This is a genomic window from Leptospira levettii (assembly GCF_002812085.1).
Taxonomy (GTDB): domain Bacteria; phylum Spirochaetota; class Leptospiria; order Leptospirales; family Leptospiraceae; genus Leptospira_A; species Leptospira_A levettii.
This window is the reverse complement of the sequence record NZ_NPDM01000001.1, coordinates 1304319-1327948: the sequence shown is the minus strand read 5'-3', so window position 1 is coordinate 1327948 and position 23630 is coordinate 1304319. Positions and strand designations below refer to the sequence as shown.

Here is a 23630-nt window from a genome sequence, read left to right as displayed (position 1 = left end):
TATGTCACAAAAAAAAGCACTTGTAGTTGATGATAGCACAGTCACCCGATTGATGATTCGGAAAATCATTTCCGAAAAACACCCCAATTGGGAGATTTTAGAAGCTGAGTCAGCAGATAAGGCAAAATCTATTTTACACGACCATCCAGACATTGATTTATTTAGTTTGGACCAAAATATGCCAGGGACAATATCCGGCTTAGATTTAGCTGAGAATTTAAAATCAAACTATCCGAATTCAAAAATAGTTTTAGTCACTGCAAACATCCAAGATGCAATCAAAAATAGAGCCAAAGATCTGGGAATTGATTTTGTCGAAAAGCCTGTTACGCCTGAAAAAATCATTCCTTTGTTGGAAAAAATATGAACCACTTAACAGAGTTAGAGCGAGATTCGTTGTGTGAACTTTTCAATATCAGCTTAGGTGGAGCTGCAAAATTGATGAGTGAAATGATCTCTGATGAAATTTTATTAACTGTTCCCAGTTTAAAACTAATTACCGAATCAGAAGCAAAAAACTTTGAAAACCTAGCGAATAAAGATGTTTGCACAGTCGAACAAAAGTTTGTTGGTGATATTGGGAACGGATCTGCATTTCTATTATTCCATAAAAGTGCTAGTTTAGAAATTGTAAAAATGATGATGAAAGACTATGTAGCACTGAATGAAGTTTCACAATTTGAAAAAGATGCACTCAGTGAAATTGGTAATATTATTCTAAATGCAATTTTATCAAATTTGGCAAAAATGTCTAATTACAAAATAGAAACTCAAATCCCGGAATTTTTTTCAGGAAAATACGAGGAACTATTATTGAATCGAAAGCCGAATCCTAATGAAGACAATTCAATTTTATTAGTGTTCATAGACTATCAGTTAAAAGGTAAAGAAATTAAAGGTTATATATTTTTTATTCTAAATTTTGACAGCATCAAAAATTTATCCAGAGTATTGATTGAAAAGTTAAAGTAGTGAGTTCTTTAACCGAAAAACACTTATTAACAATTGTAAAAAAATCAGGAATAGGAATTCTGATTTTAAACCAAAACTATGAAATCGTAATTGCCAATCAGTGGTTTCTAAAAGGTTCCAATCTTTTAGAGAAAGATCTTCAAAACAAACTAATTTACGAAGTATTTCCAGAGTTAGTTGACACAAGAACACTTAAATCAATTGAACAATGCATTCAATTTTCGCAATATTCCATTCTTACACACACTTTAAATCCATATCCATTTCCATTATACGAAAATGAACAAAAGATGTTGAAAAATGAAAGAATTTACCAATATTTACACATCATACCAATATCAATCGAAGATGAATCAAATTCATTTTGTATGATCCAAATTTCAGATGTTTCTCAACAAGTAACTAGAGAGAAATTATTACGCGAACAAATGGTTGTTGCTAAGGAAAGGGAAGTTGATGCAAAAAAAGCATCCCAAGCTAAGACAGATTTTTTGGCGTCCATGAGTCATGAAATCAGGACTCCTCTCAATGCAATTTTAGGTATGGCTGATACTTTAGCTGAAACAAATCTATCTGAAGAACAAGTTGAGTATTTGACTGTCCTTCGAAATTCAGGAAAAGCATTATACAATATCATAAATGACATCCTTGATTTATCTAGAATTGAGTCAGGTAAGTTAGAAATAGAATCCATAGAATTCTCAATTCGAGATCTATTAAAAGAAACTATCTCCCTTTTCTTGATGAAAGCAAAAGCAAAGGGTATCAAAATCAATTATGTTGTAAGTGAAAATATATCTGAAAATGTAAAAGGTGATTCTACTCGTATCCAACAAATTTTGATTAATTTAATTGGAAACGCCATGAAATTTACAGAAAAAGGAAGTATCAGTGTTAATGCTTCATTAGATAACAGTAAAAAAGTATTAATTCTAGAAGTAGAAGATACTGGAATTGGCATACCAAGCGAAAAATTACATTCTATTTTCGAAAGTTTCACCCAAGTGGATAGTTCTACTACTAGAAAATATGGTGGAACAGGACTTGGACTTACAATCACAAAGAAATTAATATTAATGATGAATGGTGATATCTTCGTAGAAAGTGAACTTGGAAAAGGTTCAAAATTTTCAATTCATATCCCTTATGAAGGATTAGTTCATAGAGATTCCAATATCCATCAACATTGGTTAGACTTAGAATTACCAGATCCAGAAAACTTTCCTAAATGCAAGATCCTATTGGCAGAGGACTCTGAAGAAAATGTTTTTATCATTAAAACTTTTTTACGAAAATATCCAATTGAACTTGTAATTGCAAGAAACGGTATAGACGCATTACAAAAATTTCAAAATGAAAAATTTGATATCGTTTTAATGGATATGCAAATGCCTGAAATGGATGGGTTAGAAGCGACAAAGGAAATTAGAAATTATGAACAAAATCAAAATATAGATCCACTTCTTATGGTTCCGATCATTGCAATTTCAGCAAACGTACAAAAAGAAGATATCAGCAAAAGTTTTTTAGCAGGAATTACTTCTTATTTATCCAAACCAGTTCGGAAATTAGAAATACTAAAACTCATCTATTTTTACTTAGCACTTTGAGAATTATAAATTCCAAATCCATTCTCTATTTTAAGACTTTTTCGACCGCTGTCTCAGGATATGCTTCCGAAACAATTCCTTCATTCAACAGTTCATTTGCCATTTCGACGGAAAGATAACCTGGTTCTGTTTGGAAACTAACAATACGGGGAGTGAATTGTTGTAAGATCACAATCTTATATTTTTGAGCTAACTTGGAAAGAGTATCGTTAGTTTGGTCATTTTTGAAGGTAACAATAATGATCCCTGGTAAAACAATATTGGGACCATAACCTGCTCCTGTATTGTAAACTTCTGTCACTTTTGTTGGAATATTTGATTTGTATTGTTGTTGGCTCAGCAATGGTTTTCCGGCTTGCCTCAAATTCCATCCACCTTTTACCTTACCATTCCCCATACCTTTGTTTTGCGAAGAATTCACTTGGTTTGGTTCAATGAATTCTGCTTCCAAATTTGAATTTCTATAAAATGTTTTTTGAACACCACCTTCCGTAAACGTAATTTGGTTTGGAGGTTCTTTTGCAATGATTGGATCACATAAAAAAAATGAACTGTAGGTGAAACAAATGAATGAAAAAAACAATACATTTTGGAATCGATTGAAGGATTTGTTATTTTCTGATTTCATTGTTTACCTACCGTAAATTTTCAATCGTACAGACTGGATGGTTCCAGTATCCCCAGCTGCGCCATCATAAGCTCTTATCGTCCAATTACCATTTGGATTTTCACCAAGCAAACGAGTTAAACCAAAACGATAGGTGGAGGAACCTGTCATACTAGCGATGGATGTACTACCAGAAGTACAACCCGAATTATTAGCTGGATTCCGACATGCATGCACTTCCGAAAGGACACTCACAGTTCCACTTGGTGAGGTAATCGTGATTTTTAATTCCGGAAAATAAGTATGACTCGTTGTAAATTCAACATCAACAAATTCTATATAGGTGATAGAGGAGGAAACTGAATAAGAAGCATTGGCTCCAGTTACCAAATCATTGTCTGGAATCGAAGTACCTGGTGTAATTGAACTCATTGTTTCCGTTTTCAGTGCAGGTGCGATAGGAGACCAAGAATTAGAACGAATTAGTAATTGTTGTGCATCAATGGCACCAAATCCATATTTATGGTTGATATTTAGACCTGCTGCATTGGTTGTCCAATCTGTATCCGAAGCATCATTTTTTCTGGCCGAATAAGCAACTAACTCGCGTACGTCTCTCCATGTTAAATTAGGATTTTTGCTTAGGAGTAAAGCAATCACTCCAGCAGCTAATGGAGTCGCAGAAGAAGTTCCATTGAATTTTTTCGTATAACTTGAATTAGTATAATCTCCAGAAGTACCTCCTGCATTTAATCCATTCACTCCAGTGGCATCGGTTGTTGAAATTGCTGTTGTGTAAGCAGTTGTATTGTTCCCTTGTGTGTGGGCAACAACCCAAAGATTCGCACCTGATTCAGAATAGGCCGCCTTTTTTCCATTCTCCCCAATTCCACCAATGGCCATAACTCCATAATAATTTGCTTGCCCATCATAATTTGCATTATCAACTAATACTGGTGATGCGACAGTTCCACCATTGGCTCCATTCCCAGCAGCCCAAAGGTAAACGGTTCCCTTTCCTCCTCGACCAAGACTTACACCTTCATTGATGCCTTGTTGCCATAAACTACTCGATGGCCATAACCAACCATAAACATCAGGGGATCCCCAACTATTGTTTGAGATAAAAACTCTTCCTGATTCATTGACCATTGCGCGGTATTCGTCGGAAGTATAAATCGTTGATTTTTCTAAGATATTGACACCAACCAATTTGGAACATGGAGCAGCACCCCTAAGTCCAATTGCATTGCCACCTCTTGCACCAATCACTCCTCCGACTGCTGATCCATGAAAACTATTGGAGTAAGAATGAGAAGGGTTGAATGTATTGTTAAACATATTTAAGCCACGAGCCGTGACCGAGATGTTTGCACTTAAATCTTCATGCCTAATGTCCAAACCATCATCGACAACACTGACGATCACTTGGTTTCCAGAATACCCTTGGTCCCAAACAGGTTTGACCCGTGCATCTTCGCCAACAGTACCACCGAATTGTCCTAGGTTTTGCAGATGCCATTGGTCAGAATAAAAAGGGTCTGTATCAGCTGAAGAGAAAGTACAATCCGTTTCCCTAGCATTGAGAATAGAATTGAGCAAAAGGAGTAAAATTAAATTATCACTGAACGGATCATTCTTTTTGACAGGATTACAATTCCCAAAGCTCAAACTGAAAATCAGGAATGTAACCAAACCAAACTGTCCAAATTTCATGAAACCATTACCCTACCATAAGGAATAACAACCAAGACAGATCATTCAATCGAAATCTGTCAGAAAAAAACTTTTTTTATGCCTTGGCTTCCGCTAATCTTTTAGACCGATCTTCTTGGATTAACGCATCGATTAATTCATCCAAATCCCCTTCCATTATAGCAGGAAGATTATGACTCGTAAAACCAATCCTATGGTCTGTACAACGTCCTTGTGGAAAATTATAAGTCCGAATACGTTCAGACCTATCACCCGATCCAACTTGTGCTTTTTTAAGAGCATCTGCACTTTGTTTGGCGGTCTCAGCCATTTGGTCGACAATCCTTGCACGTAAAACGCGCATTGCTTTATCGCGGTTTTTAATCTGTGAACGTTCTTCTTGGGAAGCGACTACAATTCCAGTTGGAATATGTGTGATCCTAACAGCTGAATCAGTTGTGTTAACGTGCTGACCACCTGCACCTGACGAACGATAAACGTCTATTCGAAGATCACTTTCCCTAATCTCAACTTCTTTCTCTTCTGCTTCGGGAAGAATGGCGACAGTTACAGCAGAAGTATGAATCCTTCCACCTGACTCTGTTTCAGGAATCCGTTGCACACGGTGTGTTCCCGATTCAAATTTAAATAAATCATATGCTCTATCATCATCCAAGGAAAATACAATTTCTTTATAACCACCAATGCCTGTAGGACTCATATCAATGATTTCTGCACGAAGTCCTTTTTTATCTGCATATTTGTTATACATACGAAACAAATCTGCACAAAACAATCCCGACTCTTCTCCACCTGTTCCAGCACGGATTTCAACAAGGATACTTTTTCCAGAGTTTGGATCAGGAGGTAATAACATAATTTCGAGTTCTTTTGCAAGTTCCTCTAATTTTTTTTCCCCTTCTTCAATCTCTGATTTTAGCATAGAATGCATATCTGGATCATTTTCGGATTCTAATAATGATTTTGCATCTTGGCAGTCTTTTGTAATTCTTAGATATTCATCTGCTTTTGTATATACGGGCGTTAGGCGAGATCTTTCTTTCGATAGATTCTTCAAAGTATCCGAAGCGGTGGCCTTGGCGAGCTCATCCTCGATACGCAGGTATTTTTCTTGAATTTTTTTCAATCTATCTATCATGTCTATGGAAAGGATACAGAATGCCTGTTTTTGATAAACCAAAATCTAATGAGGATTTAAGAAACCCGTGAACGAACTACCATCTCAGGGCAAATCAAACGGATTTTTAGAAGGCCTCATCGAATTATTTGCAGGTTTTGAGGATTATCGTAGTCCCTATGCTCCCACAATCCAACCTCCCGAGGAATTATTGAATGAACTTGTTCAAAATGCTTCTTTTAAATCGGGACTCATCAGCGCTACCTGTTCCCTTCCCCCAGGCCCTCTAGGAATACTCAGCATTCTACCTGAACTCTTAATGGTCTACCGGATCCAAGGCCATCTCATCATGGACATTGCTGCTTTGTATGGAAAGGAAGTTCAAGTGACAAAAGAACTTCTTCTTTATTGTCTATTCAAACACGGAGGAGCTCACGTTTTTCGTAAAATTATCGAGGAATCCAGTTTTAAAATTTTAATTCGCCCAACAACCGTTAGAGTTTTTCAAACAGTACTCGAAAAATTAGGTATCATGATTTCTAAAACAATCATCAGAAAACAGTTTGCACGTTGGGTACCAATAGGTGGTGCAGTAGTCACTGGAACATTTGCCTATTATGATACAAAAAGAGTTGGGAAAACAGCGATGGAACTATTCTCAAAGGAAATTCACTCGGATGAAATCCGGGAAATGTTGGAGTCTCAGTGAAATTTTTTTTCCTCTTAATTTTTACTTTTTTAAATTTCAGTTATTGCCAATCAAAACACGAATCGTTAGTCTCCGAAATTGAAGACCTTATTTCAAAAGAAAAATACGAAAAGGCTTTGGTATTATTACAAGACCGTTTGTCAGCCAATAGGTCTAATGCAGAAATTCTTTCCAAAAATAAACCAAACCAATCTCGCCTATTTGCATTATCAGAAGATAGAACCAAAATTGTTTGGACTGAAAACAAAACTCTCTATTTCAAAGATTTAGTGAATGACAATCGGAATTCCATTGAACTAAAATTACGACCTGATTCGATTCAATTATCAGCTAACGGTAACTATGTTGTCGTTCAATATCCGCTAAAACAATATGGTGGTTGTGCTTTGTTTGGATATTCAACTCTGGATTCTTCTTTAGAACATGAATCTATCGTTCATATTCCTTGTAAAACAGGTATGGCAATTTCGAATTCAGGAGATTTAATATTTTATTTCTTTGAAAATCAGCTCTTTGTAGAAAAAACTGGAAAAAATTCTAAACCCGAAAAATTCCTTTCCAGTGATTTATTTCCTTCTCCTTATCCAAAATTAAAAATACAATATCATATATCTCCTATCGGAAATGAATATTTAGTTTGGTCGGGTGTTGGTGGAGCTTATCATCTTTTCTTTTTAAACATCGAATCAAAAAAAGTTTCTTTACTTTCAAAGGACATCGTCCTACCAAAATTTTATTATAACAATGGTAATTCAGGATATGTCGTTGGTGGTAAAATTGGAGACTTGTATCTAAAAGAAGTCAACTACCAACAAGGTAAATCACCTTCTATCAATCGTGGAATTCCAATTGTAACAAGAGAAGCGTATTCGTGGCGACTTACAGGTAAGGACGAATTCATTACTACCAACCAAAATGAACCTAACCAACCGATGAAATGGAAAGTAACGGGAAAAAAGGAACATTTTCCATTTTTTTTAGATCGGTTATGGGGAGTGGCTGGAGATAAAATCGTATACGAGAGTATTCGTGGTGAACTTGTGTTAGATGATTTAACGTTTAGCGAAGAAGACTGGAAAGTTTATGAATATTTTAAAAAGGTTAGGAAACTGAACGACGGTTAAGCCGCTTGTTCTTTCTCTTTTTTTGCGGAAAAAATATCACAAGCCTTATATAAATCCTGAACACAATGAGAAGTCAATCGACTCAAATCTTCTGATTGTAAACGATCCTTCGAACTTGGACATACAGAAAGGCCTTTTGCATACAATGGGCATTTTACGTAGAATTCGTTTTTAGGAAGGGACTTCTGTGGCATAACTCTGAAAATTTTTTGTGAATTCGGTGCCATGTCAAACGGATTTTAATGGAAAAGCCAAAATTAAAATCTCTAATTTTATCGATTACGAATCTATTTTTAAAAGTACAAATTTAAGATTGTAGGGCTTTCTACCGAAATCACTTGGTCTTCAAAAGTAAAATCTCTCAAATTGAAAGTTTTTCCATTCCAGTGATTTTCAAATAAATGCCCAGATAGAAACACTTGGACCAGGTCTTGTGCTCTTGTCGATTTGATGTATTTTGGCATACCCTCTTGTTTCCAAATATTCGAATCCGATAAATCTTTATCTGACCACTTCATATTCGGAAACACGGCGGATGGAGAAATTAATCCATCAATAGCCTTTCCTGTTAGGCGACTATACAAACTAGCATCGAAAACATCTTGCCCAATAAAAATGGCTACTTTCCAACCAGGAACAATCCAAATACGATCTTGGTTAGATTCTCCAGCAGAATATACTTTAAGTTCATCTTCTGTAAGAATGGATTTTTTCACAATTGGTTCCATCAGTTTTCCATCTGCAGAAAATGGAATTGCAACATTATAAAGAGGTCCATTTGGATCTAATACTAGATTACCTTTTACAATTTTTGGATTTGGAAGGACAATCGTTCCACCTAAAATAGGGACATTAAATTCTTTTGCTAAGTTCGAAAATGTTCTGACATACACTTCTGACATCAATTCAGCTTTGGATAATAGTAAGTCTCTAATGGTAAAATTTTCACCTTTTGTTTTGAGAGCATCTTCCAACGTATCAGAATTGAGGAACCTTGATTTTTCATTTAGAAAAACAAGACCCGATCCCAAATGTTCCGGAAAGATAACAATAGTTTTGCGATCAAAAATTCCAGAAGTTTTCCCTTTTATTAAAGTTTCTTCGATTCTTTCACGCCACCATTCTTCTTTTACGTAGTCTTCTGGTTTTAATACTAACTGAATTCCAACTAAGTTACCATATTTTCGATCAGTGCCATTCGTTTGTATGGTTACATCATTCCATGATTTTTCTGGTTTTCGAATTTCTTCATCAACTTCTGGTTTTCTAAAATTAAAATTGAAATCGAATTTAAAATCAAAGTTAAAACTAAAGTCTGATTTTGGTACTTCTAATTTTGGAATTGGAAGGCCTGTATCATGTTCTTTTATAAAAGTTGCGGAACCATATCCGATCCCAAAGAGAACGATAAATAAAAAAATTTTATAAGGAGGCACATAGAGATTATGCATATTGATTTAAATAAAGTTGGACAGCTTCCAACATATACTCCGAAAAAAGTGTTTTGGGATCAAATGAGTGAATGTCTACCCATTCCATATAATCATGCTCGTCTGACAATCGAACCTTCCCTTGTTTTAATTTTGCTTCATAGGCGATAATGATACAAGGGAAATTTCCTTCATTAACCTTATGTTTATGAACAAAAATTGGTTTTGGGTTAACATCAATTTTAATACTTTCACCCAATTCTTCGTTAATTTCTCGGTATACACTTTCCATCCAGTCTTCAAAAAATTCATCTTCATTCATCCTTCCACCAGGGAGGTCACCGTGACCAGATTTTTGATCACGTAGTACTAGTAATGAATTTCCGTCTCTTAAAAAGAGCTTTTGGGTAATTTGAAAAAAACCATGTTTACTCACAATAAGTTTCCCCAAACATCGATTTGATGATCAACTGCATATAACTCTGGAGATAATAGTTTTTTCTTCTTGTATTGGTTTACCATTCCTAAGGATACACTTGCTAATTGTGAAATAATCGGATCCATAGATTCTGTTGGTACACCAAAAAATAAAAAGTTTACAGGACTTCCATCACTGATTAGGTAAATTTCTTTTTCTAAGTTCATCTCGGGAATTTTAAAAATAATTTTTGAACCTAAATCCATTTGTGTTTGAGGGTCTAAGATTCGTTGGAATGAAATGAAAAGATTTTTATCCTTTAATTTAGGTTTTTCAATCGTATTTAATTCATTTGTCCATTGAATGAAGTTTGCAAACTCAATTGTTTTTGTCGAACCTGAAGCCAAAAACAATTGATTGTGTTCACTTTCCAATATCCAAGTTTCAAAGTCTTTTGGTTCTAAAATAGATTCACCTGTCAGACCGATTACTAAATCGATTTTTGAAAATTCTGTCTTGGTTATTGATTGAAATGATTTTTTTACATAATTTGATTCTAATTCAAATTTACGATCCACTTCCAAAACATCTAAATTTGATTCATGTAACGAACCACCGATTAGATATTTCTTTAAAAATCCACCAATATTACCCTTTGATCCAAGAATGAGTATTTTTCTTTTGGATAAAACTTTACCAATTCCATGTAATGTATTCTCTATTGCATTAATGATGGAACGTGCTACTTCTTTAGATTCTTCCAAAGTTTTTTCGTTTGAAACTGCGATTGAATAAGCAGGCAGAACTAATGATTTTCTCTCATCTCTTATTTTAGTGAGTCTGTCGAAACCATTCCTCGTATGTTCCACTGATCCAATCACATGTTCTTTTAAAATTTCCGAAAATTTTCGATCAAGTATTGATTTGTTTTTACCTTCGACCCAAAATTCAGAAAGGACCTCACCAAATGTCATATCATTTAATGCAAATTCATTGAGTACGGGTGCAACGTAACCACCATCTTCTATCAGAATGATTTTTTCCTTCTTTTCAACAAGTTGCAATAATTGATTTAAAAACAAATAGGTAGACAATCTTCGCATAGCATCGAAAAATCCCAATTTAGCCTCTTCCAATTTATGCCGAAATGTAGCATGAATATCAAAATCACTATAAAGAGGTGAGACACCATAATAAGGTGTATTATTTTTTGTGAGTTTAAATTCTAATCCCGCCATGTAAAACGTTTCTGTCGGAATATCTAATAATATATCTAAGTAAACTGGAGGAATATTTCCTCCATACTTAACGAAAGCAACATTTAATGAATTTGCCTTTAGTCTTCTGAAGGTTTCAATTAATGAAATAATTTCAGAAGTTATGTGATGAATTAGAAAGATATGAACACCTTCAAATGAAAATTTGTGACCTTTGCCATTTGCAATGGTTTCAAGTATAGGCATTCTTTTTAGATAAAAATTAGGATCTACTAATGTCCTTTTTTGATTAAAACTAAAGTTTAATACTCTGTCAAGTCTAGAGAGGTCTACATAGATAGATGTTTTGCCTATGATGGCTCTTATAGTATTTCCTTCTTTTATTTTTTTAGAAGCAGATGAATCTTCTAAAAGTAAAAAGAGTTTTTTTAAGATAGACAATGAAACACTTGGATCAGAACTTATAATTAAATTTCTGTACTGTTCTTCCCAATAAAAATTTATATTAGATAATTTCCCAAGAGGTGTTTTTTCGATTTGCGAAAATACTTTGCTAAAATGGCTATTTTCTTCTTCGTAAAATGTTTCTCCTTTCTGTGCAACATTGATAATTCCATTACTTAGAGACTCACTTATCTTTGATGCACCAGCTATATACGTCCTAGAATGTACATCACTTACCACTTCATGCGGGATATTTTTTAAATTTAAACATCCATCTTCTTGTGAATCAATCGTTATGCGAAGAAAAAAATCTCCGATTCGACTTTGGCTTTGTACTCTCTCCATCAAAATATAATATCCTGAAGGGTGAACAAAATCAGTATCAAATGGAAACAATAATGCTAACGAAGAATTTCTGTTTGGATCCTCACCGTAAAACTCTGGGTGTATTTTTTTTGCGATAGATTGTTGTTGGAATGACCCAAATACAAATCGTAAATTTTCTTCAAATTCTTCTCTGAATAATACCCAATCTTTTAAAATTCCAGCTCTTGCAAAAACTTGAACATGTTGGATATGCATATCCACTAATTCATGATTGATATTTGGATTGATTTTATATGTGAAAGCTAAATCACCAGGTAACGATTGTAATAAGTTACCAATCTCCTCACCAATGGTCCGGGAAAGGATGGAAAGTCCGAAAAAAATCCGAAGATTGGTTAGGTCAATTTCCCATAATCCTTCATCGATTTGATGAAGAGTTGGCCCGAGAGATGTTTTTATATTTTTTTCTGAAGTCATATGGTTATTGGAAATCAACAACTACCTTTACACTCGATGGATCTTTAGCTTTGTTATATGCTTCTTCCAATTTGTCAGCAGGGTATCGGTGTGAAATTAAGTTTGTCTCTAAAGATTTTGTAATTTCTGGATTTTCCCTTAACAAAGAAATTGCCATATGAAAATCACCACAACGTGAACTATGAATCTCTTTGCCTTGTTTCAAAAATTCACCTACCAAACTTTGATCGCTTGGCCATTGGTTGGTATTGGTTGTATCGACAAGGATTGCCCCCCGTGGTCGTACCAATGAATTTTCATGATTAGGATTTGGTCGAATAACCAATCCAATTTCGCTCGGGTTTGATACAACGACTACATCAAATCTTGGCAAATGACCTAAAAAATCTTTTGATGATAAAATTGATTCAGCTGTTTTTTCATCCCCTACATAAACAGTAAAATTTTGTTTCAGTTTGGCTTTTACATCTTCTGAAACATTATCGAAAACAAAAATATTTTTGTTAGATCTTGTTTCTTTTTCCCAATGGAATTTTGTATTTTGTTCTGAATATGGTAGAATGGACAATTCATCTACGACAAGTTCTGTTAAATGATTTATCCCTGCCATTGGTTGGCCATTTGTCGTTTTTAAATGTACTTCTCTTTTTGCGATCTGTATAGCAGACTCAAAACCTGATGGTGTAGATGTTGTATCATATACGATGTCAAATTTGTTTTTTAGATTTTCTACATTTGTTATGCGAAGATCGATTACGTCATCTGCACCCATTTCTTTCGATAATTTGACCAAGTGGTCATGGCGTGTGATCGCCGTTATACGAAATTCTGCATGATTGGATTTGCGATAGGATGAAAGTGCAGCAAGAATTAGACTCCCTAATCGTCTAGGGCCTAAAACGGCAACATGGTCTCCTTTTTTCGGAGGCGAAGCTATGATGGCTTGTAAGGCTGCTGCAAATGGTTCCATAAGGACAGCCGCTTTTGGAGAAACACCTTCTAAACTGATAGCTGCGTTTATTGGAGCAAGGATATAAGGGCCAAAACCACCAGGCAATCGATCGATCCCTAAAACCCTTCGTTCCGGTGAGTGTGTCGGAATTCCTTCCTTACAAAATAAATCTGGTTCTTTATCCCCTCGTGCTTCGTAAGTGTCATTGATCTCAACGACGAATTGTTTGCCTTGGTTTTCTTCGAGACCTTCTGCTAAGACCTCATGCCCGATAATTTGTGGGAGAGGAAATGGTAAAAATCTCCGATCGATATCAGTGGAACAAACACCACATGAAATAGTTTTTAATGGAATGTAGCCTGGTCCTAATTGGAGGTATGGTTCACCATTTCGTTTGATTTCCCATCCGTCTTTTTGATTGCCAATGTATTCGTATTCAGCTGGTTCAAAGGAGTCACTGGAGAGATAATCCTTTGCTCTAAATTTTAGATTCATTACCTATTGTTGATAAAAAATAGAAGAATGATAGTCAATGTAAAAAAGGTAAAGTTGAGAAGAAAGCCTTGTCTGATTTCTTGCCTTTCTTTTTCCCCTAATAAATAACTTGTCACAAATACTGAGAAAAAACCACCTAAGTGTGCCCAATGAGCCACATTATCTCTCGCAAAAACATTGGTTACATCTGAATATACCATCATCCAACCGAACAAAAATACAGGAAAAGGTATCGATTTGGTCTTAGAAATTGGAAATCGAAAAGGCGATAACAAAGTAGCCGCAGATGCAAGTCCAGAAATTGAACCACTCGCACCAACAATAGGTGTTTTATCTCCTAAAATAAAACCTCGCACAATCCCATCACCTAACACTGAAAGGAAACCGGCCATAAAATAAAACAGTAACCATCTTGTTTTACCAACTCGTTTCTCCACCACCCTGCCAAGTAACAAAAGGAAAAACAAATTAGATAAGAGATGGGCACCAGATCCATGAAAAAAAGTGGATAAGATCCAATTGATTGGCTCGAATTCACCAGGAGTCGCTATGAAATATTCCGTAACCAAGTTTGGCATAAAAATGGAAACAGTTGGATACAATAAGAATAAAAATAATGCAAAACTTGCGGTTAGTGGAAATTCCCAAATGAATGATCGCATAACTATTTGAAGGTTGGAATTTTTGCTTCTTCTGGGTTTCGAAAGTAAGCAGGATCAAAATTTGGAATTCCTGATGCTAGTTCATGTAAATCGGGTTGTTTCCAAATTTGTTCGTAATAATTCAGAGATCCATATGAATCAAAATGGCTATCATACAATAATCGTAAATACTTCTCTTTATCACTTACAATAATTCGAATTACTTCATTGGCCATCGCTTCGAAAGAGCGACTTTCTTTATCGAATTCGTCTACGGAGTCATGTAACAATCCAAGCAAAACAATATATTTCTCTGCTTGTTTTAAAGATTTTAATGAAAAGGCCAACTCCTGTAATTTCATCAAATACAAATATGGACGAATGTTTTTTCCAATGATTAATTTTTGTTTCGCAACTGCAATTTCACGATAACCTAATCTCAAATACAATTTGGTCTCTGTTTTTTCTTTTCCGTTGGCAAGCCGAGCCAGTCTTCCTAACTCAATTTCTAACTCTTCAATTTCATCTTCCAAAACATTGATGTACAATTGGATGAGTAAACCTTGGGTTCTACGTAGTTCTGCGTATGATTTTCCCAAATCCATTTGTAAATGTAGGATTTCTGACTCGATGTGGTGTTGTACGCATCGTTTGAAGTATTTTTTTTGGTCTTCAGTACCACGATTACTGATTGTTGAATTTAAAATGCGAAGAAACTCGTAGTTATCCTTAAGTCCGTAGCTAACACGAATTAACTGAGTCGCTTTGGAACTGGATTGGTCCGGCGTTGTCTCTCCCATTGCAATGAAGAGAAGCAGTAGTATTACCGAAAAACGTTTCATCTATGCAACTAGTTTCGGCCGTACAGAGAAAACATTAGCATGATAAAAAAGAAAAGACATATACGTCTCATATTCTAGAATTATGTCGAGAGGAAACTGTGCAAAAGTTAGGATCATTACCCAATTCTCCCTTAGAAGCCATTGACCAATTAAAAATGGAGATGGACCAACCAATCTGGGAAAATCGCCTCTTAGAATTGATGAAATTGGCAGCAAATAACGATAAAAACGTTTGGGCCATGATTTACCAAATTATCCGTGAAGCCGACTCAGGAAGGCTTTCTTGGGGTTACCATAAGGTCCTACTTTCCGGAATGGTTTATCTGTTGTCTTATGTTGGCGATTCCAAGAGTTACCGAGTCCTATTGAATTATGTCAAATCGTTAGACCGTACCATTCCAATTGGTGCCATGGAATTGATTTCCGATTTACTCCCTACTTTTGTCGAACTTGACATTCGTGAATTATTTACCATTGCATCAAACCAAGATGAACTCAAATCTGCATTTGGAGTTTTGGCTCTTTGTAAATTGAATATGGAAAATCGTCTCACTGACGAAGAAAAAACAAATTTAAAATTGTTTTTGTTGGAATACAAAAATCTGAAATATTATTTAAACGATATGATAGAACTTACGTTGGAACAATTAAACGAATCCGATACAAGTGAATTCTTATCTGAACTTGATGGAATTATGTTATGAAAGCAGCTGTTTTACCACAAGGATCTAAATCCTTAGAGATCCAAGAATTGGACTTACCACCATTATTCCCAAACCAAGTAAAAGTGAAGGTAAAAGCATGTGGGATATGTGGCTCTGACATTCATCTCATATTACATGGAAAAATGAAGGCAACATATACTCCATGTGTCCCTGGTCATGAAACTTCGGGTGTTGTCACTGAGATCGGTGAACAAATCACAAAATTGAAAGTGGGAGACCGAGTTGTAGTGAGTGCCGGCACCTCTTGTGGTAAATGTAAACATTGTTTGGCGGGAAGAGAAAATCTTTGTGAACATATTGGTGTGATTGGTTTTAACCAAAGAGGTGGATTTGCAGAGTACATCCAAACGGAAGAAAGATACTTATATATTTTGCCTGATCAAATTCCTTTTGCCGAAGGTGCAATCCTTGCTGACGCTGTCTCCACTCCGTACCATGCTATCAAATACCAAGGGGAACTTAAAGCAGGGGAAACTGTTGCAATCATTGGTTGCGGAGGACTTGGAATCCATGCTGTTGCGATAGCCAAAGCTCTTGGAGCAGGTAAAATTTTTGCAATTGATATAGATAGTGGAAGTTTAGAAAATGCAAAATCATATGGTGCCAACGAACTCATATTAGTCGAAAAAAACATGCAGGTAGGAAAAGTCCTAAAAGAAAAGTCTGGTGGGATTGACCTATTATGTGATTTTACAGGTTTTATGCCGAATATTGAAAGTTCTGTCCGTGCAATGAATCGTGGAGGAAGGATTGTACTCGTTGGCATCGGCAGAAACAAACTAGAAATTCCTATGCCATTTTTCCTCATTGAAAGACAAATCCGAATCACAGGTTCCTATGGATCAGATAGAAGGGCCATTCCTGAACTCATTCAACTTTATAAAGATAACAAACTAAATTTGACAAAATCCATCAGCGGAATTCACAAATTGGAAGATACAAATGAGTATCTACATGCGTTAGAAGAAAAAAAAGGAAATCCGATACGTTTTATCATCAATCCAGAACTTTAGTCAGACAATAATCCTAAGAATCAGTTATTTGACTTCCACGAGTAAAAAACTTAAATCATCCATTTGGTGTTTCCAACCATTGGAAAATCGAAATAAGGAATCTTGTAAGATACTCGATAAGTCTTGTATGTTGTAATAACGATATTCCCATAACAATGATTTGAGCCTATCTTCTCCAAAACTTTCTCCATGTTCGTTTAATAGGTCAAAAATCCCATCTGTGTAGAGTAATATTTTATCCTTTGGTTGAATCCCTACAATTTCTTCTGCGTATGATTGTTGTGAAAAGAGACCCAATGGTTTTCCTTTTGCAGTCAGTTGTATCACATCTTTTTCAGTATTTCGGATTAGGTAAAAACTAGGATGCCCTGCATTGCTAAATGTAGCCGTATAAGATTCGGTATCGATGAAAAGATAAGAAGCTGTAATGAAGAGATTTTTTGTTTTTCCAACTAAGTGGCGATTCATCAGGTGAAATACCCTTGCTGGAAATTGTAAATAGGGACCTGCACCTACAAATGCCATTTTAGACATGGCAGCAACCATTGCCGAAGAAATTCCATGGCCAGACACATCTGCGATTAAAAAAGCCCAATTGCCCATACTATCTTTCGTATGGTCAAAATAATCTCCACCAACCGATTCCAAATTTTGAGAAAAACCTATGATACGAATTTTATCATCCTCATTGTATTTAGAAGACAAAAGAGATTTTTGTAAGGCATGTGCTAATGCTAAATCTTTATCAATTTGTATTAATCGTTGGAGTTCTTTATTTTTTAATCGTAGTTCGGTGTTCATACGATTGATGGAATGCAACAATTCCCAATAATGTTTGAACACATAATAACCAAAAAAACCCAACATGAGAAAAAAACCATAGTGTATGAATCGAATTTGGTAGTGCAAAATTTCCAAATCCACAAGTGTATCATGGAGTCCAGCACAGACGATCACAAGGATACCTAAGATAATTTCCCTAATTTGTCGATTTCCTTTCAAAAAAACATAAACTGAAGATAGGATTGCTATGATTGCTTCCAAAACTACAATCCAATTATAATCTTCCTCACTATTTAGAAATGAAACTCCTAACTCATAATTCCGAATGATAGATGATAAAAAAACAATGATATGTACAATTGCGATAAACTTAAAAACTTTCTTAAAGAAAGGAGGAAATACTGATATCAAAAATAACAGAAAAGCAAAAGGGAAAAATGTGAAATTGAGGAATGTTAGTGGAACTATATAAAAAGCATACTGACGTAAAGAAAATCCAACAAATCCATTTAATACTTCAATGAGTGAGGCGGACAAAAGCAGAATTGAAAAATTTAAAAAAATCATTTCTTTTCTGCGTAAAAAATAAAATCCCATAAATATAAAAGATAACACTAACAAAATGGGAGAAAAAAAAGTTTTAGTAAGATTCTCTATAAACAAATCAATCAATGCTTTTGTGTGATTTTTAAAAATTACTTCATGATCCAATCCAATAAAATTTTTATATCGAGATTGAAATTGAATATATATAAAACCTTTTGGTTCAGGACTAAGTGGAATCAAATGTGGAAAAATAAAATCAAATTCCTTTGAAATATAAACATTGTCTTTTCCTTGAAAAACTTTAAAAGTTTCTAAAGCAATTTCGGTATAAAGAATTGGGCTTTGAAGTTGTCGTATGAATTGATCGCTAAATTTGATATATAAATATTCATTTTCTTTTTTCTTAAATCCTAATGTTTTAGTAGAAATTGGTAACCACTTTGATTCTTGGATCGTTTCTGGGTCCAAAATTTCTTCCGATGACCAATAATAATACCGATCAATCAAATACACGGATTGTTGTAATTGGATTTCTTGTTTACTTTCCGAATGAAGGTCAAAACAATTCTGGATGGAAAAAATCAAAAGGAAAAAAAGAACAAATTGAATCGGAACCAGAATGGATTTATATGGTTTGACTTCTTTCAATTTTCAGTTCCTATAGGAAAAGCAGGATTACGTTCAATGAATCGCACACGATTCCAATCATTTTTTTATCTACTCCCTCTACTCTTATTGTCTCTTACTGCACTATTGGCACAAGAGAACAAAACACCCCAACAACTCTTCATGGAAGACAAAATGGAATGTTATTCGATAGCCACTGAGATTGATGGCCTGGAATACCAGAAATCTCTTAAATGCATTTCGCAAGATTCAATCTGTTACATCATCCAGGGATTTGCAATGAGTTGCATTCCAAGATCTGGTCGGTATCCGTCAGACCTTCCCAACCTAACGCCGAAACCAACCCAACCATAATCGTATAACAGGAGATTTATGAAAATCAAAACAAAAATTAGCGAAATGCTAAAAATTGATCTACCGATCATTGCCGCACCTATGTTCCTTGTCTCCTATCCGGAGTTAGTAGTTGCCGTTTCAGAAGCTGGAGGAATTGGGTGTTTCCCATCTCTCAATTACAGAACACCAGAACAATTACGAGAAGGGATTCTCGAAATTCGTTCAAAAACGAAAAAGCCGATTGGAGTGAATCTAATTTTGCATAAGGAACATAATCCAAATTGGGCAAAACAATTTGAAGTGGTGATGGATTTAAAAGTAGAGTTAATCATCACAAGCTTGGGTACTCCAAGAACAATCGCGAAAGAGATCAAAGCAAATGGTTCCGCATTGTTTTGTGATGTGACAACCCTCAAACACGCTAACATAGTCGCAAAATCTGGAGCTGATGCACTCATTGCTGTTTCACAAGGAGCAGGTGGCCATGCAGGAGCAATCACTCCGTTTGCTCTCATCCCTTATCTTAAAAAAGAAACTGGACTTCCAGTAATTGCAGCAGGAGCCATTTCCAATGGCTCACAAATGGCTGCAGCTCTTTCCCTTGGGGCTGATGCTGTTTATATTGGTACTCGATTTATTGCAACTCCAGAATCTAGAGCACAAAATGAATACAAACAGATGTTAATAGATTCAAGTCCAGATGAGATTGTATATACTGAAAAAATTTCTGGTATCCCTGCCAATTGGTTGGCAAAATCAGTGGAACGTTCACCAGAAATATTGGAAGACGGGCCTAAAAAAATTGCCGCAGGTCATGCTGGTGGAGAAAAAGCAATCGAACAAGAATACAAACGTTGGCGAGACATTTGGTCTGCTGGCCAAGGTGTTGCACAAATTGAAGAAGTGAAACCAGCTGGTGAGATTGTAAAAGAAATTGCAAATGAATATTTGCAAACTGTTAACTCACTCCCTCGATAAATTCACAAAACATAGAGTATGCGAATCATCCACAAAATGGTTGATTCGCTTTTCATGAATTACTTAGTATTATTATAAAAATTTCGAATTGCGGAAATCATTCCTTTTGTATCCAGATAGTCATTGGATTTATACAAACGTTTTCCTTCTGGACTGAGAATCAAAAAGAAAGGTAATCCAATTTTTAATTCGGGATAGTCTGGGTTTGAGACAAATGATTCAAATATTGGATCCGTATCATAAACTTTCCATAAAATCACATCTTTATGAAAGGTTTCGTTCCATTCTTTGTTTGTCAGTGTAAGTTTCTGAAATTCCTTACAGTTCGTACACCAATCTGCATAAAAATCTATGAAAATTGGCATATTTTTATCTTTCGCTAATGTCATTACATCACTTTCATTTCGATACCAAACCAAATTTCCATGTTCTTCTTTTAAAAATTGATTGGAAGAATTTCCATTGGAAATTCCATTCCCGAAGTTTTGTTTCCATAACGAAAGATTTAGAAATAGGAATATAATGAGTAAAGCAGTGATGGATACAATTTGATAAAGAGATTGTTTCATCTTTTCTGTTGTTGTTCCCTCTTTTTTTTGAAGGTACAAAAACGTTAAAGCCACTGTCCAAAGAAGAAAAACTTTTGTGCTTAATCCCTTTTCCAAACCCCATAAATCAAATGCCTTTTCAAGGTATGTATAAGAAAAATAGAAGATGAGAATGGCTAATGCCCACTGAATGTATTTCATCCACTTTCCTGATTTAGGCAGAGACAATCCAAAGACTCCTATCATTAAAAATGGAATTCCAAGTCCCATTCCAAATAAAAACATTTTAAAAGAAGTAAAAAGGATCGGTATAATTTTAAATCCTTCTGTTTGGTAATTGATGAGTTGGACGAGAATGGATACAACAACAGGGCCAACACATGGAGAAGACAACAACCCAGCACCCATTCCCAAGAAGAATGTATTCGCATAATTTACGTTTACCGAATTTTTTAGATCACCAGAAAAAAATGGAAAATATAAAAATTCAGCAACACTTAATCCCAATATAAATAACAAGATTGCTAAAACCAATTGAGTTTCTGGAAATCTTAAAAATGAATTAAAAACTCCACCACTGACGCCCGCGATCAATCCAAAGATAGCATACATTAATGCTAGTCCAAAATAATACACCAGTGGATGAGACCATTTGTGATTGGCGACTCTTGTTTTTAAAATTCCAGCTGTGATCGGATACAATGGATACACACAAGGAAGTAACCCAGCAAATAAACCACCTAGTGCTAGAAATAATGCTGTGGAAAAAGAAAAATTGCCTGAAGACAATTGGGATTCAATGAAGGTTTGGATTTCAGAAAACATATATTTGATCTTAGAACGAAGTTGTCGCTTTCAACACAATGTTACGATCCAATCTACCATATTCTGATATTGGAAACGTTGTTGGTTTTGAAAACTGTCCTATATATTCGACACGATTTGATGATTCCCCGGTACTGTCTACATACCATTTATTGGGTTCCCCTTTTGTATCATACGATCGGACTTCCATATACCCGATCGCAAACCGAGTTGATGGGGAAAATAACCATTCTCCAAAGATTTGTTTGCTAATATAGTAGGACTGGTCGGAATACCTTGGTTCAGTGCTACCAGGTTGGAACCTCACCCAAGGTTCTCGTTCTACGGTTTCTGTTGTCCTAAGTCCAGGGTTTGGACCTCCAGTTGCAATCTCACCCCGCGTTACCAACCGAAGGGTTCCATTGCCGATCCCTAACCATAGGTAAGCTCCTCTTCCTGTTGATTCGGGAATGATCGTTCCTTGTTGGTAGGGAGCCATACGATCAACAATCTTTCCACCTAAATGTTTTTTGAACATCCCACCCAGTCCCATATTAATGGTATCCTTCCAAAGGAGATGGGATTCTATTGCGATGACTTGTTCTTGGTTTAAGGAAACAGGTCCTTGTCGTTTTGTATTTGGATTTCCATCATCTAAAAGGCATTTGGTCCTTCCTTCCCTACATTCATCACTCGCATAACCAAATGCATTCGATGCTCGACCTAGCAGGTGGATACCTGTTTTTAAATTTTCAGTCCAGGAAGGATCCCAACCTATTTTTCCTATAACATCATAACCAGTATTGGTAGTGTTTTGGACTTCACGGTAACCATCTCCATTGACAACAGCAGTCTGCAAGGTAAATGATCTCCATTTTCCGATATAATTGATTCCTAAATCAACAGGGTCTTTTGCGAAACCAAGAGATTCCAAAGGTGATTTATCAAAATACCGCCAATCATAATTTCCTGACCAAACCGAAAACATGTGTGGTAGTTCAAACATTCCAAATTGGATTTGGTGTTTTGTTGTTCCAAGTTCAAACGTTTTTGCGAGATTTGCTCGCCTAACTAAAAATACATATGGATTCGATTTGTTTCCCGTTCCGACGGATGTATCATTTGTAAGTGAATCGTTTCTTAAAATTTCGCCCCAAAACTCTGCTTTGATTCCCAAATCTTCCCATTCTTTGGAAATCGAAAACATCGTCCATGGCATAGAAAATCCTGATTTATCCGAAGGTGAAAGTTCATTTGCTCCTGATGCTTTGTCGCGGATGCGAATCGATGCGGTAGGTGTGATGATGGCTCCTAGTTTTAAACCATAGTAACCATCAGGTTCTTCCTTTTTAGTTGTTACAACTTCTTCACCTAATACGGGATAAATGAAGAAGGAAAATACAATTACAATCCTAGAAAAAAATTTCACTTTTTGCCGTAGGTTTCATCCGGAGTAAAACTTTGATCTTCCCAACCAATTGGTTTGTGGCAAGGAAGACAACGATTTAACATTGGCATTTGTTTTCGTTTTTCTTTGAGTACTAAGGTTGCTCCTTCTTTTGTGATCATCTCTTTATACTCATTTTTTTCAAGCTCACTAGCACCTTCTTTTTTAGCACCACCAGATCCTTTTACAAAGTCGATTCCATTGATATTCACTTGGCCTTCGCAAACACAAGTATAACCCTTTTTCTCTTTCTCTTCGAAAAACACTCCAAACGCGGTTCCTCGAACTCCTGCTGTTGTTGTTGGCGTAGAAACTTCAAAACTTCCTTTTTTGAAACCATTCACTCGAAACCATGCGGCACCATTTTGGACAAAAGCCTTAGCAACTTTTTTCTCAGAGTTCCAATCTTTTAGTGTAAAATCCGTGTTAGGTTGGATTCTAATTTCTGTTTCTTGGTACAAAAAGTCCACTTTTGATCCATTACCAGTTTTGATTCGATCTCCAGGTCTTAAAACGTCGTTTACTTTCAGAGTTTTCCAAAGTTTCGATGTGTCGGAGGCAGGTAAAAAACTTACCTTCCCACGAGTAAAGGTTGCAACAGCAAACTCCTCAGCAGAAAGGGAAATCGATGTTAGGAGGAAAAAGAGGAATGTTAGGGAGATTTTGAGGCTCATAATCACTCTAACAAACACCTAGAAATAAATTATCAATCATATTCTCAAAAT

At 35.6% G+C, this 23630-nt stretch carries 23 protein-coding genes; 9 read left to right on the top strand and 14 right to left on the bottom strand.

Annotated elements, in window-relative coordinates:
- The first annotated feature begins 1 nt into the window (after position 1).
- Genes CH354_RS06270 through CH354_RS06260 form a run of 3 tightly spaced genes read left to right on the top strand, consistent with a single transcriptional unit; the run spans position 2 to position 2582 of the window.
- Positions 2 to 367 (top strand): response regulator, encoded by a 366-nt coding sequence (locus CH354_RS06270; RefSeq protein ID WP_100725752.1) that lies wholly within the window; start codon positions 2 to 4, stop codon positions 365 to 367.
- Positions 364 to 972 carry a chemotaxis protein CheX gene (locus CH354_RS06265; RefSeq protein ID WP_100725751.1) on the top strand — a complete coding sequence of 203 codons (609 nt, stop codon included), beginning with the start codon at positions 364 to 366 and terminating at the stop codon, positions 970 to 972. Before CH354_RS06270 ends, CH354_RS06265 begins: the two co-directional genes overlap by 4 nt.
- Positions 972 to 2582 carry an ATP-binding protein gene (locus tag CH354_RS06260; RefSeq protein WP_100725750.1) on the top strand — a complete coding sequence of 537 codons (1611 nt, stop codon included), beginning with the start codon at positions 972 to 974 and terminating at the stop codon, positions 2580 to 2582. Before CH354_RS06265 ends, CH354_RS06260 begins: the two co-directional genes overlap by 1 nt.
- Positions 2583 to 2607: 25 nt before the next feature.
- Here CH354_RS06260 and CH354_RS06255 read toward each other — a convergent pair whose 3' ends face one another.
- The 3 genes from CH354_RS06255 to prfA all read right to left on the bottom strand — a co-directional run bounded on the left by CH354_RS06255 (position 2608) and on the right by prfA (position 6043).
- A complete protein-coding gene (locus CH354_RS06255; protein WP_243395980.1) occupies positions 2608 to 3210 on the bottom strand; it encodes a hypothetical protein in 603 nt (200 codons plus the stop codon).
- A 3-nt stretch (positions 3211 to 3213) separates the two neighbouring features.
- A complete protein-coding gene (locus CH354_RS06250) occupies positions 3214 to 4905 on the bottom strand; it encodes a S8 family serine peptidase (RefSeq protein ID WP_100725749.1) in 1692 nt (563 codons plus the stop codon).
- 76 nt (positions 4906 to 4981) lie between these two features.
- Positions 4982 to 6043 (bottom strand): peptide chain release factor 1, encoded by a 1062-nt coding sequence (prfA, locus tag CH354_RS06245; RefSeq protein ID WP_100725748.1) that lies wholly within the window; start codon positions 6041 to 6043, stop codon positions 4982 to 4984.
- A 67-nt stretch (positions 6044 to 6110) separates the two neighbouring features.
- Between prfA and CH354_RS06240 the strand changes: the two genes are divergently transcribed.
- Together CH354_RS06240 and CH354_RS06235 are read left to right on the top strand one after the other, a co-directional pair.
- On the top strand, positions 6111 to 6731 hold the full coding sequence (locus CH354_RS06240; protein ID WP_100725747.1) for a hypothetical protein: 621 nt from the start codon (positions 6111 to 6113) through the stop codon (positions 6729 to 6731).
- On the top strand, positions 6728 to 7855 hold the full coding sequence (locus tag CH354_RS06235) for a hypothetical protein (RefSeq protein WP_100725746.1): 1128 nt from the start codon (positions 6728 to 6730) through the stop codon (positions 7853 to 7855). The genes CH354_RS06240 and CH354_RS06235 overlap by 4 nt, the downstream gene beginning before the upstream one ends.
- On the opposite strand, the gene CH354_RS06230 is transcribed toward CH354_RS06235, so the two are convergent.
- From CH354_RS06230 to CH354_RS06200, 7 genes are all read right to left on the bottom strand, one after another.
- A complete protein-coding gene (locus CH354_RS06230; protein WP_100725745.1) occupies positions 7852 to 8049 on the bottom strand; it encodes a hypothetical protein in 198 nt (65 codons plus the stop codon). The genes CH354_RS06235 and CH354_RS06230 overlap by 4 nt on opposite strands.
- Positions 8050 to 8148: 99 nt before the next feature.
- Entirely contained in the window at positions 8149 to 9306 is a 1158-nt protein-coding gene (locus CH354_RS06225) for a carbon-nitrogen hydrolase family protein (RefSeq protein ID WP_100725744.1), read from the bottom strand.
- On the bottom strand, positions 9299 to 9721 hold the full coding sequence (locus CH354_RS06220; RefSeq protein ID WP_100725743.1) for an NUDIX domain-containing protein: 423 nt from the start codon (positions 9719 to 9721) through the stop codon (positions 9299 to 9301). Before CH354_RS06220 ends, CH354_RS06225 begins: the two co-directional genes overlap by 8 nt.
- Positions 9718 to 12168: a hypothetical protein gene (locus tag CH354_RS06215; RefSeq protein ID WP_100725969.1), complete on the bottom strand. Its 2451-nt coding sequence runs from the start codon at positions 12166 to 12168 to the stop codon at positions 9718 to 9720. Before CH354_RS06215 ends, CH354_RS06220 begins: the two co-directional genes overlap by 4 nt.
- 4 nt (positions 12169 to 12172) lie before the next feature.
- A complete protein-coding gene (locus CH354_RS06210) occupies positions 12173 to 13615 on the bottom strand; it encodes an MDR/zinc-dependent alcohol dehydrogenase-like family protein (RefSeq protein WP_100725742.1) in 1443 nt (480 codons plus the stop codon).
- Positions 13615 to 14277 carry a rhomboid family intramembrane serine protease gene (locus CH354_RS06205; RefSeq protein WP_100725741.1) on the bottom strand — a complete coding sequence of 221 codons (663 nt, stop codon included), beginning with the start codon at positions 14275 to 14277 and terminating at the stop codon, positions 13615 to 13617. Before CH354_RS06205 ends, CH354_RS06210 begins: the two co-directional genes overlap by 1 nt.
- 2 nt (positions 14278 to 14279) lie before the next feature.
- The gene (locus CH354_RS06200) at positions 14280 to 15098 is read right to left on the bottom strand and encodes an adhesin OmpL37 family surface protein (protein ID WP_100725740.1); all 819 of its coding nucleotides are present in this window, start codon (positions 15096 to 15098) and stop codon (positions 14280 to 14282) included.
- 155 nt (positions 15099 to 15253) lie between these two features.
- Between CH354_RS06200 and CH354_RS06195 the strand changes: the two genes are divergently transcribed.
- Positions 15254 to 15802 (top strand): hypothetical protein, encoded by a 549-nt coding sequence (locus CH354_RS06195; RefSeq protein WP_243396003.1) that lies wholly within the window; start codon positions 15254 to 15256, stop codon positions 15800 to 15802.
- Positions 15799 to 16836, top strand: a complete 1038-nt coding sequence (locus CH354_RS06190; protein WP_100725738.1) for a zinc-binding dehydrogenase — start codon at positions 15799 to 15801, stop codon at positions 16834 to 16836. Before CH354_RS06195 ends, CH354_RS06190 begins: the two co-directional genes overlap by 4 nt.
- Positions 16837 to 16860: 24 nt before the next feature.
- On the opposite strand, the gene CH354_RS06185 is transcribed toward CH354_RS06190, so the two are convergent.
- Positions 16861 to 18813, bottom strand: coding sequence for a PP2C family protein-serine/threonine phosphatase (locus tag CH354_RS06185; RefSeq protein WP_100725737.1), 1953 nt, complete (start codon positions 18811 to 18813; stop codon positions 16861 to 16863).
- 36 nt (positions 18814 to 18849) lie between these two features.
- On the opposite strand from CH354_RS06185, the gene CH354_RS06180 reads away from it, so the two are divergent.
- Both CH354_RS06180 and CH354_RS06175 read left to right on the top strand, forming a co-directional pair.
- The gene (locus CH354_RS06180; protein ID WP_100725736.1) at positions 18850 to 19146 is read left to right on the top strand and encodes a hypothetical protein; all 297 of its coding nucleotides are present in this window, start codon (positions 18850 to 18852) and stop codon (positions 19144 to 19146) included.
- 18 nt (positions 19147 to 19164) lie between these two features.
- Positions 19165 to 20106, top strand: a complete 942-nt coding sequence (locus tag CH354_RS06175; protein WP_100725735.1) for an NAD(P)H-dependent flavin oxidoreductase — start codon at positions 19165 to 19167, stop codon at positions 20104 to 20106.
- A gap of 59 nt (positions 20107 to 20165) precedes the next feature.
- Here CH354_RS06175 and CH354_RS06170 read toward each other — a convergent pair whose 3' ends face one another.
- The 3 genes from CH354_RS06170 to CH354_RS06160 are packed head-to-tail and all read right to left on the bottom strand — an operon-like array spanning position 20166 to position 23579.
- A complete protein-coding gene (locus CH354_RS06170) occupies positions 20166 to 21479 on the bottom strand; it encodes a protein-disulfide reductase DsbD family protein (RefSeq protein ID WP_100725734.1) in 1314 nt (437 codons plus the stop codon).
- A 10-nt stretch (positions 21480 to 21489) separates the two neighbouring features.
- A complete protein-coding gene (locus CH354_RS06165) occupies positions 21490 to 22887 on the bottom strand; it encodes a hypothetical protein (protein WP_100725733.1) in 1398 nt (465 codons plus the stop codon).
- Complete coding sequence (locus CH354_RS06160) at positions 22884 to 23579, bottom strand: FecR family protein (RefSeq protein WP_207762630.1); 696 nt, start codon at positions 23577 to 23579, stop codon at positions 22884 to 22886. Before CH354_RS06160 ends, CH354_RS06165 begins: the two co-directional genes overlap by 4 nt.
- Between the last annotated feature and the right edge of the window lie 51 nt (positions 23580 to 23630).